The organism is Microbacterium sp. 4-7 (assembly GCF_014332665.1).
Lineage (GTDB): Bacteria > Actinomycetota > Actinomycetes > Actinomycetales > Microbacteriaceae > Microbacterium.
In genome coordinates, this window is the sequence record NZ_MCRH01000005.1 from 122,291 (window position 1) to 138,282 (window position 15,992).

General features: G+C 67.9%; 14 protein-coding genes. 11 read left to right on the top strand and 3 right to left on the bottom strand.

Annotation, left to right across the window (positions count from 1 at the left end; all coding sequences use genetic code 11):
• Window positions 1-137: 137 nt before the first annotated feature.
• Entirely contained in the window at window positions 138-1,184 is a 1,047-nt protein-coding gene (locus BEP68_RS10655) for a LacI family DNA-binding transcriptional regulator (RefSeq protein ID WP_315985304.1), read from the bottom strand.
• A gap of 168 nt (window positions 1,185-1,352) precedes the next feature.
• Between BEP68_RS10655 and BEP68_RS10660 the strand changes: the two genes are divergently transcribed.
• The 5 genes from BEP68_RS10660 to BEP68_RS10680 all read left to right on the top strand — a co-directional run bounded on the left by BEP68_RS10660 (window position 1,353) and on the right by BEP68_RS10680 (window position 8,205).
• Window positions 1,353-2,678, top strand: coding sequence for an ABC transporter substrate-binding protein (locus tag BEP68_RS10660; RefSeq protein WP_295101751.1), 1,326 nt, complete (start codon window positions 1,353-1,355; stop codon window positions 2,676-2,678).
• A gap of 63 nt (window positions 2,679-2,741) precedes the next feature.
• Window positions 2,742-3,626 carry a carbohydrate ABC transporter permease gene (locus tag BEP68_RS10665; protein ID WP_053098799.1) on the top strand — a complete coding sequence of 295 codons (885 nt, stop codon included), beginning with the start codon at window positions 2,742-2,744 and terminating at the stop codon, window positions 3,624-3,626.
• A gap of 4 nt (window positions 3,627-3,630) precedes the next feature.
• Window positions 3,631-4,536, top strand: a complete 906-nt coding sequence (locus BEP68_RS10670) for a carbohydrate ABC transporter permease (protein ID WP_315985305.1) — start codon at window positions 3,631-3,633, stop codon at window positions 4,534-4,536.
• A gap of 1 nt (window position 4,537) precedes the next feature.
• On the top strand, window positions 4,538-7,162 hold the full coding sequence (locus BEP68_RS10675; protein WP_187249956.1) for an alpha-L-rhamnosidase: 2,625 nt from the start codon (window positions 4,538-4,540) through the stop codon (window positions 7,160-7,162).
• A complete protein-coding gene (locus BEP68_RS10680) occupies window positions 7,159-8,205 on the top strand; it encodes a family 43 glycosylhydrolase (protein WP_053098800.1) in 1,047 nt (348 codons plus the stop codon). The genes BEP68_RS10675 and BEP68_RS10680 overlap by 4 nt, the downstream gene beginning before the upstream one ends.
• Before the next feature lie 6 nt (window positions 8,206-8,211).
• Here BEP68_RS10680 and BEP68_RS10685 read toward each other — a convergent pair whose 3' ends face one another.
• Window positions 8,212-9,144 carry a LysR family transcriptional regulator gene (locus BEP68_RS10685; protein ID WP_056276933.1) on the bottom strand — a complete coding sequence of 311 codons (933 nt, stop codon included), beginning with the start codon at window positions 9,142-9,144 and terminating at the stop codon, window positions 8,212-8,214.
• A 71-nt stretch (window positions 9,145-9,215) separates the two neighbouring features.
• On the opposite strand from BEP68_RS10685, the gene BEP68_RS10690 reads away from it, so the two are divergent.
• On the top strand, window positions 9,216-10,946 hold the full coding sequence (locus BEP68_RS10690) for an L-aspartate oxidase (protein ID WP_187249957.1): 1,731 nt from the start codon (window positions 9,216-9,218) through the stop codon (window positions 10,944-10,946).
• Window positions 10,947-11,022: 76 nt separating this feature from the next.
• Here BEP68_RS10690 and BEP68_RS10695 read toward each other — a convergent pair whose 3' ends face one another.
• Entirely contained in the window at window positions 11,023-11,340 is a 318-nt protein-coding gene (locus BEP68_RS10695; RefSeq protein ID WP_187249958.1) for a hypothetical protein, read from the bottom strand.
• 118 nt (window positions 11,341-11,458) lie between these two features.
• Here BEP68_RS10695 and BEP68_RS18200 point away from each other — a divergent pair, with 118 nt between their 5' ends.
• The 5 genes from BEP68_RS18200 (at window position 11,459) to BEP68_RS10720 (ending at window position 15,992) form a co-directional block, all read left to right on the top strand.
• The gene (locus tag BEP68_RS18200) at window positions 11,459-12,952 is read left to right on the top strand and encodes an L-serine ammonia-lyase, iron-sulfur-dependent, subunit alpha (protein ID WP_072590750.1); all 1,494 of its coding nucleotides are present in this window, start codon (window positions 11,459-11,461) and stop codon (window positions 12,950-12,952) included.
• Window positions 12,953-13,004: 52 nt separating this feature from the next.
• Complete coding sequence (locus BEP68_RS10705) at window positions 13,005-13,757, top strand: AAA family ATPase (protein ID WP_187249959.1); 753 nt, start codon at window positions 13,005-13,007, stop codon at window positions 13,755-13,757.
• A gap of 34 nt (window positions 13,758-13,791) precedes the next feature.
• The gene (locus BEP68_RS10710) at window positions 13,792-14,388 is read left to right on the top strand and encodes a TetR family transcriptional regulator (RefSeq protein ID WP_053098805.1); all 597 of its coding nucleotides are present in this window, start codon (window positions 13,792-13,794) and stop codon (window positions 14,386-14,388) included.
• Between the two features lie 96 nt (window positions 14,389-14,484).
• On the top strand, window positions 14,485-15,261 hold the full coding sequence (locus tag BEP68_RS10715; protein ID WP_187249960.1) for an ABC transporter ATP-binding protein: 777 nt from the start codon (window positions 14,485-14,487) through the stop codon (window positions 15,259-15,261).
• Window positions 15,258-15,992 carry an ABC transporter permease gene (locus BEP68_RS10720; RefSeq protein ID WP_053098806.1) on the top strand — a complete coding sequence of 245 codons (735 nt, stop codon included), beginning with the start codon at window positions 15,258-15,260 and terminating at the stop codon, window positions 15,990-15,992. The genes BEP68_RS10715 and BEP68_RS10720 overlap by 4 nt, the downstream gene beginning before the upstream one ends.

Consider the following 15,992-nt stretch of genomic DNA (forward strand, 5'->3'; position numbering starts at 1 on the left):
CCCGTCCAGCGAACGCCCATCCAGCGAACGCCCGTCCAGCGAAGGAGAACTCACGCTGCGAAGGAGCGGATGCGAGTTTCAGACCTTCGGTACGGGTGATCTCCGTCGCAGCGAGGGAGCGGTGACATGACTGCAGGTCAGTCCCTGCGCCACATCTCGCCGAGGGTGGACGTGCGGGGGAGCAGGCGCGGCTCGAGGGTGACGCTGCGCGCCGCCGCACCAGGGTCGGCGATGCGCTCCAGCAGGAGATCTGCTGCGACGGCGCCCATCTCCTCGCCCGGCTGACTCACCGTGCTGATCGGGATCGCACTCTCGGACGCGAAGTGGTTGTTGTCGTAGCCGGTGATGGCGATGTCGTTCGGAACCGAGAATCCGGTCACCTCGTTGAGGATCTGGATGAGGCCGATGGCCACGAGATCGGATGCTGCGACGATCGCGTCGTAGGTGCCCGCACCGCGGGCGAGGATCTGCCGTCCGGCATCCCGTCCGTGCCTGATGTTCACGCCTCGCGTCTCGAGGATCTCGATGCGCGCGTCGGGGTGCGCGGCGGTCGCCTGCTCGGCGCCCTCCCAGCGCTGGTTGACGGCCGTGAGGAAACGCGGACCGCCCACGAAGAGAAGTCGTCGGCGCCCGAGCGCGATCAGGTGCGATGCGGCGAGCGCCCCGCCGTGGCGCTCGTCGACGGTGACTCCCGGGTACGCGAGAGACGGGGACTCGAAGTTCACCAGCACGGTCGGAGTGGTGCGGTTCTCGGGGTGCGGCGACTTCGCGAGCGCCGTGTCGAGAGGGGCGAGGATGATGCCGGCCACGCGCGAACGGTCGAGCAGCTCGAGGTTGTGCACCTCGCGATCGGGGTCGACGTCCGAGTTGACGATCAGCACGTCCATCTTGTGGCGCCGCAGCGCTCTCTCGGCGCCGCGCGCGATGTCGACGAAGAAGGAGTTGCCGAGGTCGGCCAGCACCAGGCCGACCGAGGTGCTGTTTCCCGCGGCGAGAGAGCGCGCAGCATCATTGCGGACGAATCCGAGCTCGGCGATGGATGACAGCACCTTGCGACGGGTCGCCTCTCGCACCTTCTCGGGATTGTTGAGGGTGTTGGACACAGTGCCGAGGGCGACTCCCGCGTGAGCGGCGACGTCCGCCATGCTGGGCTTCGAGCGCCCGGGCGGGGGAGTGTCGGTCACGTCATCCTCCTCGGCATCGTCGCCATGACCTGGCCCTTCAACTCTAGAGCATCACTATTCGTGAAGCGCTTCATTTGTGATGCGTAACTCTCTTGACAATGCCTTTTTTTCTATGGCATGGTGTGAATGAAGCGCTTCAAAAGAGGCGTCGCTCTTCAAGGAGGAACAGTGACCACAGCAATGAGGCGCGCCCGTCGCCTGGCCCCCGCAATCGCGCTCATCGGCGTCGGCGCTCTCGCGCTCTCCGCCTGCTCCGGCGGCTCCGGAGGATCGGGCTCCGAGTCCGGCGCCGGTTCCGGCGAATTCACCTATCTCGGCCAGACCGAGAACACCACGATCATCAGCACGCTCGAGACCCTCGCCGGCGACCAGTGCAAGGCTGCGGCCGACGCGGCGCCGCTGACGTCCGATGACATCTCGGGCACGCAGTGGGACCAGCAGCTCCAGCTGCTCGCGAGTCAGGACGGTCTGTCGGACATGCAGATGGCTGCCGGCACCCCCGCGCTCATGTCGGAGTTCATCGACGGGGGCAAGGTTCTCGACCTCTCCCAGGCACTCGACGACCTGGGCGTCTCCGACCGGCTGCTGCCCGCGGCTGAATCGACGGTCAAGGCGCTCTATGGTGACGGTGCCCTGTACGCGCTGCCGACCGAATTCAACATCGAGGGGTTCTGGTACAACAAGGAGCTTCTCGAGAAGAACGACATCGAGGTGCCCGAGACGTGGGACGACCTCGTCGATGCCGCAGCCACGCTCAAGGACGCCGGCGTCCAGCCGTTCGCCACCGCGGGCAAGGACGGCTGGCCCGTCACCCGCCTCGTCGGCGACTACATCTTCCGCACGCTCGGCCCCGACGCACTCCAGAAGGTCGCGGACGGCGATGCGAAACTGACGGACCCCGAATACGTCGCCGCCGCAGACGCGGTCGCTGAACTCGGCAAGGCCGGATACTTCGGTGACGCCGTCGGCTCGATCGACTACAACGCCTCGATGAACCTGTTCCTCAGCGGGAAAGCCGCCTTCTACTACATGGGCAGCTGGGCGCTGGCGAACTTCAACGACGAGGAGCAGAACCAGATCGGGGTCGACAACGTCGGCTTCGCGCGCTTCCCCGCAGTCGAGGGCGGCGAGGGCAGCATCGACCAGATCCCGGCCAACGTCGGCATCCCGGTGATGTTCGCCGAGAAGAACTACGACGATGAAGCGGCCGCGTGGCTGAAGTGCATCGCTGAGGGCTACGGCGACACGGCGCTGAACGAGAGCGGTGTCGTCTCGGGCTTCGTGGTCGACAACCCTCCCGCCGATCTGCCCTCCACGACGCAGACCGTGCAGGACGAGATCGCGAACGCTCCGTCGAGCGTGCTCTGGTTCGAGGCGCTCTTCACCCCGAAGGCGACCGGCATCAGCCAGAACAACGGTGCAGGTCTCGCCAACGGCAGCCTCTCCGGCGAAGAGTTCATGACGCTCGTCCAGGCCGCCAACGACGAAGGCTGACCCACTCTCGGGGCGGGCATCCGCCCGCCCCGAGACCGTCCTCGTCGCATCAGGAGATCCACCATGCACAAAGTCCTCGGTGACAAGCGCGCCATCTTCGTCCTGCTCGGACCCGCGCTGCTCGTCTACTCCCTCGTCATGCTCGTCCCGATCGTGTGGTCGCTGTTCTACACGGTGCAGGACGGCAACCCCATCACGGGCTTCACCTTCAACGGGTTCGACAATTTCACCAAGTTCTTCCAGGACCCCGCCGCCTGGGACGCGATCTTCTTCACCCTGAAGTACGCGCTCATCCTCACCGCCCTGCAGGTGATCGTGGGCTATCTGCTCTCTCTGATGTACGTCTTCTGGCTGCGCAAGGGATCGGGGATCATCCGCACGATCGTGTTCTTCCCCGTGGTGCTCCCCACGGTGGCGGTCGCGCTGCTGTTCCAGCGACTGTTCGAGGCCGCGCCGACCGTCGGACCGGTGAACTCGTTCCTCGGGATCCTCGGAGGGCAGAACCTCGACTGGTTCGGCACCCCCGACGCCTCCTTCTGGGTGATCATCGCGATGGACCTCTGGCGGTCGATGGGCTTCTATGCCGTGCTGTTGTACGCCGGACTCGTCGACATCCCTGACGAGCTCATCGAATCGGCGCGCATCGACGGGGCATCCGGCTGGAAGCTCATCCGCACGATCGTCCTGCCGCTGTCGCTGCCCGTGCTGCTGTCATCGATCATCTTCAGCATCAACGGCACGCTGAAGGTCTTCGACACGGTCGTGGCGCTGACCAACGGCGGACCCGGCAACGCGACCACGCCGCTGACCCTGTACATGTTCCGCACCTCGTTCGCCTACGGCGACTACGGGTACGGGAGCACGATCGCCCTCATGTTGACGATCCTGTGCCTGCTGTTCACGGTCTTCATCTTCCGCTCCACCCGCCGCGATCTGACGAAGGACTGAACCAGTGAGTGCGACAACCGCCATCGTCACGGGCACCCCGCTGCCCACCCGCCGCGACGTCGATCCGAACCGTCGAGGCGCCAGAGACTTCTTCCGACGGCTGCCGATCCGGCTGCTCATCGCCGTGCTGCTCATCGTCGAGGTCTATCCGATCCTGTGGATGCTGCTCGGGTCGTTCAAGACGCAGAACGAGTTCCTCAACGAGCCGTTCTGGGCTCTGCCGCAGTCGTGGGACATCGTCAACTACATCGAGGTGTTCACCACCGGCGAGTTCGGCAAGTACATCCTCAACAGCGTCGTCGCAGTGTTCCCGTCGCTGGCGATCATCCTGATCTTCGGCACAGCAGCCGGCTTCGCGCTCGAGGTCATGGTCTGGAAAGGGCGCGGCACGGTGCTGCTGCTCTTCCTCGCGGGCATCATGGTGCCTGCGCAGATGATCCTGCTGCCGCTGTTCACGATCTACTTCCGCACGAACATGACCGGCACGCTGTGGCCGCTCATCATCACCTACGTGGCGCTGGGGATGCCGTTGACCGTGTTCATGATGGCGACCTTCTTCCGCTCGGTGCCTCGGGAGATCTTCGAGGCGTCGACACTCGACGGCGCATCCATCTTCCGTTCGTTCTTCTCGATCGGCCTCCCGCTGGTCAAGAACGCCCTGTTCACGATCGGTCTGGTGCAGTTCTTCTTCCTCTGGAACGACCTGCTCATCGCCCTGACGTTCACCAACAGCAGCGACCTGCGCACGATCCAGGTCGGACTGCTCAACTTCACCGGAGAGTACGGAGCGGTGCAGTACGGGCCGACCTTCGCCGCGATCTCGGTCAACGTGCTCGGGACGCTGCTCATCTACGTGTTCCTCAACCAGCAGGTCATGAAGGGCCTGACCGCCGGATCGGTGAAGGGCTGACATGACGAACATCATCGAGATCTGGCTGGAGAACAGGCGCGGAGGCAAGACCCTCGGCATCGGCGAAGCCAAACCGCGGATCTCCTTCGTGGCGGATGCTGCGGCAGACGCCTTCGAACTGGAGTTCGTCGCCGACGACGGAACGGTGCGCGCCGAGCGCACGACGTCGACGCAGCGCGTCGCCTGGCCGTTCGCGCCTCTCGCGCCACGCGCCGGGGGAGACCTGCGCATCCGCGCCCTCGATTCCGGCCCCTGGAGCGAACCGGTGCGGATCGAGTCCGGGCTCGGTGACGACTGGCAGGTCGACTTCGCCTCGTCCTCGGTCGTGGCCGACCGCATGGCACCGCGGCCCGCGTATCTGCTTCGGGCTGCCATCGCCGAGGGTGCACTGCCCGGCGACATCGTGCGGGCCCGGATCCACTCCACGGCGCACGGCGTGTACGAGCTCGAGGTCAACGGTGAGCGTGTCGGGGACGACGTGCTCGCACCGGGGTGGACGAGCTATGGCCACCGTCTGCGCTACCAGACGCACGACGTCACCGCGGCGCTTCGCGTCGGCGAGAACGTGATCGGCGCATGGCTCGCCGACGGCTGGTATCGCGGTCACATCGGGTTCGACGGGGGCGTGTGGGACATCTACGGATCGGATGTCGCGCTGCTCGCGCAGCTCGAGGTCACCACGGCGGACGGTGTCACTCGACAGGTGGCCCTCGAGTGGCTCACGGCGCCGTCGCCGATCACCGCGGTCGGGTTGTATGAGGGCGAGAGCTTCGATGCGCGGTTGACGGAGGACGGCTGGTCCGCGCCGGGATTCGACGCCTCCAGCTGGAGTCCGGCGGCCATGTTGCCCCGAACCGACTTCCCGGCGGCGATCGAACCGCCGACCGCTCTGCCGGTGCAGGAGATCGAGACGCTGCGCCCGGTCTCGGTCGAGCGTCAGCCGGGCGGCCGCATCCGTCTCGACTTCGGTCAGAACATCTCGGGGGTGCTCCGTATCCGGGTGCGAGCGGATGCCGGTCACACCGTGACGCTCCACCACGCGGAGGTCATCGAGAACGGCGAACTCGGCATCCGGCCGCTCCGTGCGGCGACGTCGGTCGACAGCTACACCGCCGCGGGTTCGGGTGAGGAGATCTACACCCCTCGCTTCACGATCCACGGCTTCCAGTACGCCGAGCTCGAGAACTGGCCGGGCGAGCTCCGCGACGGAGACGTCGAGGCGGTGGTGATCCACACCGGCATGCAGCGCACGGGCTGGTTCGAGTCGTCGAACGACGGGCTCGACAGGCTGCACTCGAACGTCGTGTGGAGCATGCGCGACAACTTCGTCGATCTGCCGACCGACTGCCCGCAGCGTGACGAGCGCGTGGGGTGGACCGGCGACATCCAGGTGTTCGCGCCCACCGCGCTGCGCCTGTTCGCGGCCCACGGCACTCTCACCGGATGGCTGCGCGACCTCGCTGTCGAGCAGGCTGATCAGGGGCACGTACCCAACTTCGTACCGTGGGTCGAGTGCGGCTTCCCGAACTTCCCGACGGCCGCGTGGGGCGATGCGGCCGTGATCGTGCCGTGGGAGATGTACCGCAACGACGGCGACATCCGGATCCTCTCCGACCAGTACCCGAGCATGCGCGCCTGGGTCGACCTGGTCGACGAGCTCACCGATCACACAGGACTCTGGAACACCGGCTTCCAGCTGGGCGACTGGCTCGACCCGACCGCACCACCGGAGGACCCCGGCAAGTCCCACACCGACAAGTACCTGGTCGCGACGGCCTATCACGTGCGCACGGCGCGCATCGTGGCCGACGCTGCTGCTCTGCTCGGCGAAGAGGCGGATGCCGCGCACTATCGCGGTGTCGCCGAACGAGCGTCCCGGGCCTTCCAGGATGAATTCCTCAGCGACAGCGGCCGCGTGGTCAGCGACACTCCGACCTCGATCGCCGTCGCGCTGGTGTTCGAGCTCTTCGAGAACGAGGAGCAGGTGCGGCGGGCCGGTTCGCGGCTGCAGGAGCTCGTCGGAGCGGGCGGCTTCCACATCTCGACCGGTTTCGTCGGCACCCCGATCATCTGCGATGCGCTGGTGCGCGCCGGGAGCATGGACTACGCCTATCACCTGCTGCTGCAGGACGAGCTGCCGTCTTGGCTGTATCCGGTCAGCATGGGCGCGACGACGATCTGGGAGCGCTGGGACAGCATGCTGCCGGACGGATCCATCAACCCCGGCGACATGACGTCGTTCAACCACTACGCGCTCGGAGCCGTCGCCGACTTCCTGCACCGGGTGGTCGCGGGGCTCGCGGCGGATGCGCCCGGGTGGGAGAGGATCCGCTTCGAGCCGCAGCCGGGCGGTCGTCTCGAGCACGCGAGCGCGCGGTACGACAGCGTTCGCGGCACGGCGTCGATCGCGTGGCGGCGTGACGGCGAGCGCCTGTCCATCGACGTCGAGGTGCCCGCGGCATCCATCGGCGTGCTCGTTCTTCCGGGATCCGCGGAGGAGATCCCCGTCGGCCCCGGACGCCACTCGTTCACCACGACGTTCCGCGCCGTGGAGGACGACCCCGAACGGCCGTTCTTCGGCTGGCGCAGACCGGAGCCCGTTCTCGAGACCGAGGGAGCAGCATGACTCAGCAGCACATCCGGCCGGGGCAGGTGTGGCTCGACACGAAAGGCGAGCGCATCCACGCCCACGGCGGATCCGTCATCACCGTCGACGGCGTGCACTACTGGTACGGCGAGAACAAGGAGTTCTCGACGCCGGGGAGTGGGATCTGGCACTGGGGAGTGCGGTGCTACTCGTCGATCGACCTCGTGAACTGGGACGACCGGGGCGTCATCATCCCGCCGGACGAGGACGACGAGTCCTCACCGCTGCATCCGACTCAGGGGCTCGACCGACCGCACATCATCTTCAACGCCGAGACCCGCACGTACGTGTGCTGGGTCAAGGTCATGACGAAGGGATCGGTTCAGCGCTCGACGGTGCTCACCAGTGACAGCATCCTCGGTCCGTACGAGATCCAGCGCACCTGGCTGCGTCCGCTCGACATGAGCGCCGGGGATTTCGATCTGGTCGTCGATCCGCACGACGGCAAGGGGTACTACTACTTCGAACGGGTGCATTCCGAGATGATCTGCGCCGACCTCACCAGCGACTACACCGATGTCACCGGGTACTACTCGACCCACTTCCCGCAGCCGCAGCCGCCGTACGTGCGCGAGGCTCCGGCGCACTTCCAGCGCGGCGGACTGCACTACCTGCTGACCTCCGGCACCACGGGGTACTACCCGAACCCGTCCGAGTCGGCGGTGGCGCGCAGCTATCACGGTCCGTTCGAGGTGCTCGGCGACCTGCATCCGGGCGACGAGTCGCGCACCTCGTACCACTCCCAGATCTCATCGGTGTTCCGGCATCCAGGAAAGAAGGACCTCTATATCGCCGTCGCCGATCGGTGGCTGCCGCGGTATCTCGAGCACGGCGACCGCGCGCGACAGGCGTTCATCGAGCATTTCGCACCGGGGAAGGACGGCGACGAGCCGATGGAGGAATTCGCCTACGTCGACACCTCGATCGCCGACTACGTCTGGCTGCCGATCCGATTCGAGGGCGACCGGCCGATCATCGACTGGCGCGACGAGTGGTCTCCCGACGAGTACGAAGACGCCTGAGCGACCTCAGTCGAGCAGGCTCGTGATGGCAGGGTCTCGGCGGGCGACCTCAGCGGCCGTGCCGACGATCACGTGACGCATCGCGGCCACCGCGACGGCCGGCGTGACGTCCGCACGGTGGGCCAGGCTCACCGTGCGCCTCATCATCGGGTGCGAGATCCTGACCGACCGCAGCGCCGGCTGATCGAGCAGCACCATCGCCGGAACCACGGCCACGCCGACGCCTCGTTCGACGAAGCGGAGCAGCGCGTCCATCTCGGCGCCCTCGAGGACGAAGTTCGGGGTCAGCCCTGCCGAGCGGAAGGCCGCATCTGTCGTCGCCCGCAGCTCATAGGTCTCGTCGAGCGCGATCAGCGGCAGGGTGGCGAGGTGGGCGAGGCTCATCACCGTGGAGGTCGAGACGGGAGGCTCGGATGCCGCGGACACGACCACCAGCTCTTCGGTCAGCAGCGGCATGCGCGTCAGGCTGAAGCCCGACGGCGGCGGACCCTCCGACTCCGTGATGAGAGCGATGTCGACGGCACCCACGGCCAGCTGATCGACGAGCAGCCTCGACCCGCTCTCGGTGAGGTGCAGGTCGACGCCCGGGTGGGCGGCGTGGAAGGTGCTGATCGCCTCGGCGACGAGGCTGATGCAGAGGGTGGGCGGTGCGCCGAGTCGCACGCGGCCACGGCGGAGTCCGGCGAGTTCGGCCATCTCCTCGCGGATCGCGTCGGACTCGGCGAGCATGCGCTGAGCGCGGGGGAGCAGGGCCTCTCCGGCGGCGGTGAGTCCGATGTGCCCGCGCGCCCGGTGGAAGAGCTCGGCGCCGAGCTCGCGTTCGAGTGTGGAGATCTGTCGGCTCAGCGACGGCTGGGCGAGGTGCAGGTGCTCGGAGGCGCGGGTGAAATGGCCGAGGCGGGCGACCTCGACGAACCCGCGGAGCTGCTCGAGGTTCATGTTTTCAGTGTATCGATACCAGTAGAACAATGCATTGGAGTTATCGGGACACCGTACTTAGCGTGGAAGGCATGAGCACTCGCGAACGTCAGATCTCCACCACGGTCCTGGTCATCGGCACCGGCGGCTCCGGGCTGCGGGCGGCGATCGAGGTCGCCGAGCACGGCATCGACGTCCTCGCCGTCGGCAAGCGCCCGCGCCAGGACGCGCACACCTCTCTCGCCGCCGGCGGCATCAACGCCGCGCTGGGCACCATGGACGAGGCCGACAGCTGGCAGCAGCACGCCGCCGACACAATCAAGGAGAGCTACCTGCTCGCCAACCCGCACACGGTCGAGATCGTGACGCAGGGGGCCGAGCGCGGCATCCGGGATCTCGAGCGCTGGGGCATGGACTTCGCCCGCGAGGACGACGGCCGCATCTCGCAGCGGTTCTTCGGGGCGCACACCTTCCGTCGCACGGCCTTCGCCGGCGACTACACGGGTCTCGAGATCCAGCGCACCCTCGTCGCGAAGGCCGAACAGCTCGAAGTGCCGATCCTCGACCACGTCTACATCACGCGTCTGCTCGTGCGCGACAACGTCGTCTTCGGCGCCTATGGCTTCGACCAGTCGGACGGCACGCGCTACCTCATCCACGCGGATGCCGTGATCCTCGCCGCGGGCGGGCACAACCGCATCTGGCGCCGCACCTCGTCACGACGGGACGAGAACACCGGAGACTCGTTCCGGCTCGCGGTCGATGCGGGCGCCCGCCTGCGGGACCCGGAGCTCGTGCAGTTCCACCCGTCCGGGATCATCGAGCCCGAGAACGCCGCCGGGACCCTGATCTCGGAGGCGGCCCGCGGCGAGGGCGGGATCCTGCGCAACGCCCTCGGTGAGCGCTTCATGTCGAAGTACGATCCTGAGCGCATGGAGCTCTCGACACGCGACCGTGTCGCGCTCGCCGCGTACACCGAGATCGCCGAAGGGCGGGGCACCGAGAACGGCGGCGTCTGGCTCGACGTCTCGCATCTGCCGCGCGAGACGATCATGACCCGTCTGCCCCGCGTCTACCAGACGATGATGGAGTTGCAGATGCTCGACATCACGACCGATCCGATCGAGATCGCGCCCACCGCGCACTACTCGATGGGTGGCGTGTGGGTGCGTCCCGACGACCACCAGACCGACGTCGACGGGCTCTACGCGATCGGCGAGGCATCGAGCGGCCTGCACGGAGCCAACCGCCTCGGCGGCAATTCGCTCATCGAGCTGCTCGTCTACGGGCGCATCGTCGGGCAGGCGGCCATGGCGCATGCCGCGGGGCTCGACGCTCAGCGCCGCTCGGCGGACGCGGTCGCCCAGGCCCGTTCCGAGATCGATGACCTTCTCACGGCCGACGGTCGCGAGAATGTGCGAGCCCTGCAGCGCGCGATCCGCAACACCATGACCCAGCACGCCGGTGTCGTGCGGTCGGAGGACGGACTCCGTGCCGGCCTCGCCGAACTCGACATGATCGAGGGGCGGATGGAGGACATCGGCATCCACCCGGACATCGCCGGATTCCAGGATCTCGCGCATGCCTTCGACCTCAAGGCATCGGCGCTCGCCGCCCGTGCCACTCTCGAGGCGGCGCTGGAGCGTCGGGAGACGCGCGGATGTCACAACCGCAGCGACTACCCCGACACCGACCCGACGCTGCAGGTCAACCTCGTCTGGTCGCCGACCGGCGGAGTCACGCGCGAGTCGATCCCGGAGATCCCCGCCGAGATCGCCGAGCTCATGCGCGAGGTCGACACCGAGGGCAAGCTCGTCGAATAGCCGCATCCGAACTCGCTCCCGTCGCAGGGTGCATCGCGACGGGAGCGGTGGGGTGGTCGAGCGAGGTAGGAGTCGCTCAGTCGCCCTCGTCGGTCTCCGGACCGTCGATGACCCCGATCCCGACCGCCTCATGGTCGGGCTCGGGGTCGTTTCGCGACGGAGCCTTGGGCTCTTCCGAGGGCTCCTTCTCGGTGCTCGGCTCTTCGAGTTCGTCGTTGCTCGGAACCTCCGACGGATCCGCGTCTTCGGGGGACTCCGCCTCCGCCGGCTTCTCGGCGGTGTTCGCCGGATCCTTGAACTCGCCGGCATCGCCGGACGAGGGCGTCGGAGTGGGAGTCTGGGCCTCGGGGTCGAGGCCGGAGGTCGGGTCCTGCTCGGGCGTGCTCTTCGTCATGATCGTCCCTTTCGCATCGAGTGCACCCCCAGCATCCGTCAGCGGCCGCGAGGCGAGAAGGGCCTTGACGACAGCCTCCGGAGCGTCCGTCTTCCTGCGCACGACGTAGGCTGAAGAGGTGACAGCGTACGTCTCGGCCTTCGATCTCTTCTCCATCGGAGTGGGCCCCTCGAGCTCCCACACGGTCGGGCCGATGCGGGCGGCCCTCGCGTTCGCTCAGCGCCTGCGCTCGTCCGGAGCTCTCGATCGCGTCGCACGCATCGGATGCACGCTGTACGGCTCTCTCGGCGCCACCGGAATCGGTCACGGCACGCCGGATGCGGTCGTCGCGGGCCTTCGCGGGCTGTCGCCGGAGAGCTGCGACCCGGCCGACGTGCGCGCCGCCTGGACCGACCTTCGCGACGGCGCCACGGTGCGCGTCGACGGGGTCCATGAGATCCCGTTCTCGAAGGCCGACATCGTCTTCGAGCCGCGAACCCGGCTGCCCGGTCATCCGAACGCGATGACCATCACTGCCCGGGACGATGCCGGCGGTGTCGTCGCCGAAGAGACCTATTACTCCGTCGGCGGCGGGTTCATCCGCCGGGACGGCGAGGAGGCGAAGCTCGCCTCGGCCCCACTGCCGTACTCGTATGCCGACGCCGCGTCGCTGCTCGCACTGTGCGACGAGCACGGACTGTCGATCGCCGAGATCGCGCGACTCAACGAGACCGCTGAGCGCTCGGAAGAAGAGGTCGCCGCCGGACTCGATGCGATCTGGGACGCCATGGCTGCCTGCGTCGAGAACGGACTGCACTCGGACGGCGTGCTGCCGGGGATGCTCAAGGTCAAGAGGCGGGCGAGCATGATCCGCGCGCAGCTCGAGGAGGCGGAGGCCGACGGTCATCGCGAGCTGCCGGGAGAGTGGCTCGGTGCCTTCGCGCTCGCGGTCAACGAAGAGAACGCGGCGGGCGGTCGCGTCGTCACGGCGCCGACCAACGGTGCCGCCGGCATCCTCCCCGCCGTCGCGATGTACTGGTGGCGGTTCCTGGCGGACTCGGGCCTCGGTGCGGGCAATGCCGTGACGCCGTACGGAGAACTCGTCGGCAGTGCGCTGCTCGGCTTCGACGGCACGCGGGCGATCGAGGCGGCGCAGGCCGAGGACGACGACGCCGTCGCCGACGCGAACCGCCGCCGTGGCATCCGTCGGTTCCTCCTCACGGCCACGGCGCTGGGCTCGCTGTTCAAGGCCAACGCCTCGATCTCGGGGGCCGAGGGCGGCTGCCAGGCCGAGGTCGGCTCGGCCTGCGCGATGGCTGCCGGAGGGCTCACCGCCGTGATGGGCGGCACCAACCGGCAGATCGAGAACGCCGCCGAGATCGCGATGGAGCACCACCTCGGGCTCACCTGCGACCCGATCGGCGGCCTCGTGCAGATTCCGTGCATCGAGCGCAATGCGATCGCCGCGTCGACGGCGGTCACGGCCGCCCGTCTGGCGCTGCGCGGCGACGGCAGCCACTACGTCTCCCTCGACGCGGTGGTCGAGACGATGCGCCAGACCGGAATCGACATGTCGACCAAGTACAAGGAGACCAGCGAGGGTGGTCTCGCGGTCAACGTCATCGAGTGCTGAGTCACGCCGGGCGCGTCGGCGGCTGCGGATAGCCTCCTCTGAGGAGGCGCGCATGGAATCGATCTGGACCCCGGGCAGTCGCAGGCGGCGGGAGCAGCCCATCGTCGCCGTGCGCGCGAATGGTGACGCGCCGGGTTCCGGCCGCATGTGGCCGACCACCATTCCCGCCGTCGCCCAGGTGCTCGAGGAAGGCATCGATCTCGCTCCCGGGGTGACCTTCCTCGTCGGCGAGAACGGCAGCGGCAAGTCGACGATCGTCGAGGGCATCGCCGTCGCCTACGGACTCTCGCCCGAGGGAGGGTCCCGCCAGGCGATGCACAGCACGCGCCCCAGCGAGTCGCCGCTGTCGGAGTGGCTGCAGCTGCAGCGCGGAGTCGGAGCCAACCGCTGGGGATTCTTCCTGCGAGCCGAGACGATGCACTCGTTCTACACCTACCTCGAAGAGAATCCCTCCGCGAGGGGCGACGTGGCGTTCCACGAGATGAGCCACGGCGAGTCCTTCCTCGCTCTGCTCGACAGCCGATTCGATGAACCCGGCTTCTACTGTCTCGACGAGCCAGAGGCAGCGCTCTCGTTCCAGTCCACCCTCGCCCTCATCGCGGTGCTGCAGCGAATCGTCGACGACGGTGGTCAGGTGCTGTGCGCGACGCACTCGCCGGTGCTCGCCGCGCTGCCGGGAGCTCGCATCCTCGAAGTGGGGGAGTGGGGCATCCGTCCCGCCGAGTGGAACGACCTCGAGCTGGTGAACCACTGGCGGTCGTTCCTGCAGGACCCGCCGCGGTACCTGCGGCATCTGCTCGACTGAGGGGAGCGCGCAGATCTGGTCGTAGGCTGGCGCCATGACCGAGCAGCGTGCGCCCAAGAAGCGCGGGCGTCCGCGTGGCGTGTCCGATGCGCGCGAACGCATCATCGCCGCCGCAGTCGACGAGTTCGGCGAGCACGGATACGACGGCACGACGGTGCGCTCGATCGCGGCTCGTGCCGACGTCGACTCGGCGCTCGTGCACCACTACTTCGGCACGAAGGCAGACCTCTTCGCTGAGGCGGTCGGCATTCCGCTGCGCCCCGACATCGACGTGCCGGCCATCGTCGCGGGTCCGCGTGACGCCGTCGGCGAGCGTCTCGTGCGGTACGTGCTCGAGGCCTTCGAGCAGCCCGACATCCGTCGCCGCGGGGTCATGCTCATTCGGACGGCGATCGGCAGCCGGCTCACCACGCCCCTTCTCGCGGGGTTCCTCTCTCGCGAACTCATCGGCCGGATCGCGAAGACGCTCGGCGTCGCGGATGCCGAGCTGCGCGCCACACTCGTCGCCTCGCAGATCGCCGGCCTGCTGCTCACGCGCTACGTGCTGCGGCTCGCGCCGATCGCCGCGGCATCCGTCGATGACATCGTCTCGCGGGTCGGACCGACCGTGCAGCGCTACCTCTTCGAATAGCGCGGGCCACGCGCCGCACTGCCGCCTGCATCCCGCCTCGGCTTCGGGCACGAGTACCCGTTGACCCCGCGACTCGCGCGGCGCATAATTCATCACATGATGAATAAAGCGGCGGTCGAGATCTCGGGGCTGCGAGTGCGACGGGGAAGGACGCAGGTCTTCGACGGTGTCGACCTGGTGATCCCCCGGGGCGAGATCACCGGCTTGCTGGGTCCCTCGGGATGCGGCAAGACCACGCTGATGCGCTCGATCGTGGGTGTGCAGCGGATCACCGCCGGAATGGTGACGGTGCTGGGAGAACCGGGCGGATCGCCGCGGCTGCGGCATCGGGTGGCGTACGGAACACAGGGTGCCGCCGTGTACGGCGATCTCACCGTCCGGCAGAACCTCTCGTACTTCGCGGCGGTGCTGAAAGCACCGAAGGGCGACGTCGACCGGGTGCTCGACGAGGTCGGGCTTCGGGCGCAGGCCGCCCAGCTCGTCGACTCGCTCAGCGGTGGCCAGGCGACGCGCATCTCGCTGGGGATGGCACTGATCGGATCCCCCGAGCTCATCGTCCTCGACGAACCCACGGTCGGCCTCGACCCCGTGCTGCGCGCCGAACTGTGGGACCTGTTCCGCGGCCTCGCCGCGCGCGGCGTCACCATGATCGTCTCGAGTCACGTGATGGACGAGGCGCTGCGATGCGATCGGCTCGTGCTGATGCGGGGCGGGCGGATCATCGCCGACACGGACCCAGCCGGACTCCTCGCCGACACGGGCACGACGGAGCCCGAGGCGGCGTTCCTCGCCCTGATCGAGCGGGACAGCCGAGCGACCGGGGGTCCAGCGGCGGGCAGCACCCGGCGCGCACGGCGGGAGGCCTCGGAATGAACGGCGGTCGGATGCTCGCCACCGCCGCCCGGGTGCTCGGACAGCTGCGGCACGATCCTCGCTCGATCGCGCTGATGCTGATCGCGCCGAGCCTGCTGGTCGGACTCTTCGCGTGGCTCTTCAGCGATCAGGACGGTGTGTTCGATCAGTTCGGGGGAGCGATCCTCGCACTGTTCCCGTTCATCGTGATGTTCCTGATCACCTCGATCACCACTCTGCGGGAGCGACGCTCCGGCACCCTCGAACGTCTGATGACCACTCCGCTCGGCAAAGCCGACTTCATTCTCGGCTATGCCCTGGCGTTCGGGCTGATGGCGCTGCTGCAGGCGATCATCACCGTGTCGTTCGCGGTCGGCGTCTGCGGGCTCGACGTCGACGGTGAGCTCTGGCAGCTCGGGCTCGTCGCCGTCGTCGACGCTCTCCTGGGCACCGCGCTTGGGCTCCTCGCGAGCGCGTTCGCGCAGACCGAGTTCCAGGCGGTGCAGTTCATGCCGCTGCTCGTCTTCCCGCAGATCATCCTCGGCGGGCTCTTCATGCCGCGCGATCAGATGCCCGACGTGCTGTACGCCATCTCGGACTGGCTGCCGCTGAGCTATGCGATCGACACGATCAACGCCGTCACGGCCGGCGACGAGGGGTGGGACGTGTACGGACCCCTGCTGGTCGTCGTCGCCTTCGGAGTCGGGGCGCTCGTCCTCGCATCGCTGACCCTGCGACGTCGCACCGCGTGA

What these genes read in the sequence shown, in the direction of transcription:
- BEP68_RS10685 (WP_056276933.1), bottom strand. Translation starts at nt 9,144, where the DNA reads ATGAACCTCGAGCAGCTCCGCGGGTTCGTCGAGGTCGCCCGCCTCGGC.
- BEP68_RS10710 (WP_053098805.1), top strand. Translation starts at nt 13,792, where the DNA reads ATGACCGAGCAGCGTGCGCCCAAGAAGCGCGGGCGTCCGCGTGGCGTG.
- BEP68_RS10715 (WP_187249960.1), top strand. Translation starts at nt 14,485, where the DNA reads ATGATGAATAAAGCGGCGGTCGAGATCTCGGGGCTGCGAGTGCGACGG.
- BEP68_RS10665 (WP_053098799.1), top strand. Translation starts at nt 2,742, where the DNA reads ATGCACAAAGTCCTCGGTGACAAGCGCGCCATCTTCGTCCTGCTCGGA.
- BEP68_RS10705 (WP_187249959.1), top strand. Translation starts at nt 13,005, where the DNA reads ATGGAATCGATCTGGACCCCGGGCAGTCGCAGGCGGCGGGAGCAGCCC.
- BEP68_RS10695 (WP_187249958.1), bottom strand. Translation starts at nt 11,340, where the DNA reads ATGACGAAGAGCACGCCCGAGCAGGACCCGACCTCCGGCCTCGACCCC.
- BEP68_RS10680 (WP_053098800.1), top strand. Translation starts at nt 7,159, where the DNA reads ATGACTCAGCAGCACATCCGGCCGGGGCAGGTGTGGCTCGACACGAAA.
- BEP68_RS10675 (WP_187249956.1), top strand. Translation starts at nt 4,538, where the DNA reads ATGACGAACATCATCGAGATCTGGCTGGAGAACAGGCGCGGAGGCAAG.
- BEP68_RS10690 (WP_187249957.1), top strand. Translation starts at nt 9,216, where the DNA reads ATGAGCACTCGCGAACGTCAGATCTCCACCACGGTCCTGGTCATCGGC.
- BEP68_RS10720 (WP_053098806.1), top strand. Translation starts at nt 15,258, where the DNA reads ATGAACGGCGGTCGGATGCTCGCCACCGCCGCCCGGGTGCTCGGACAG.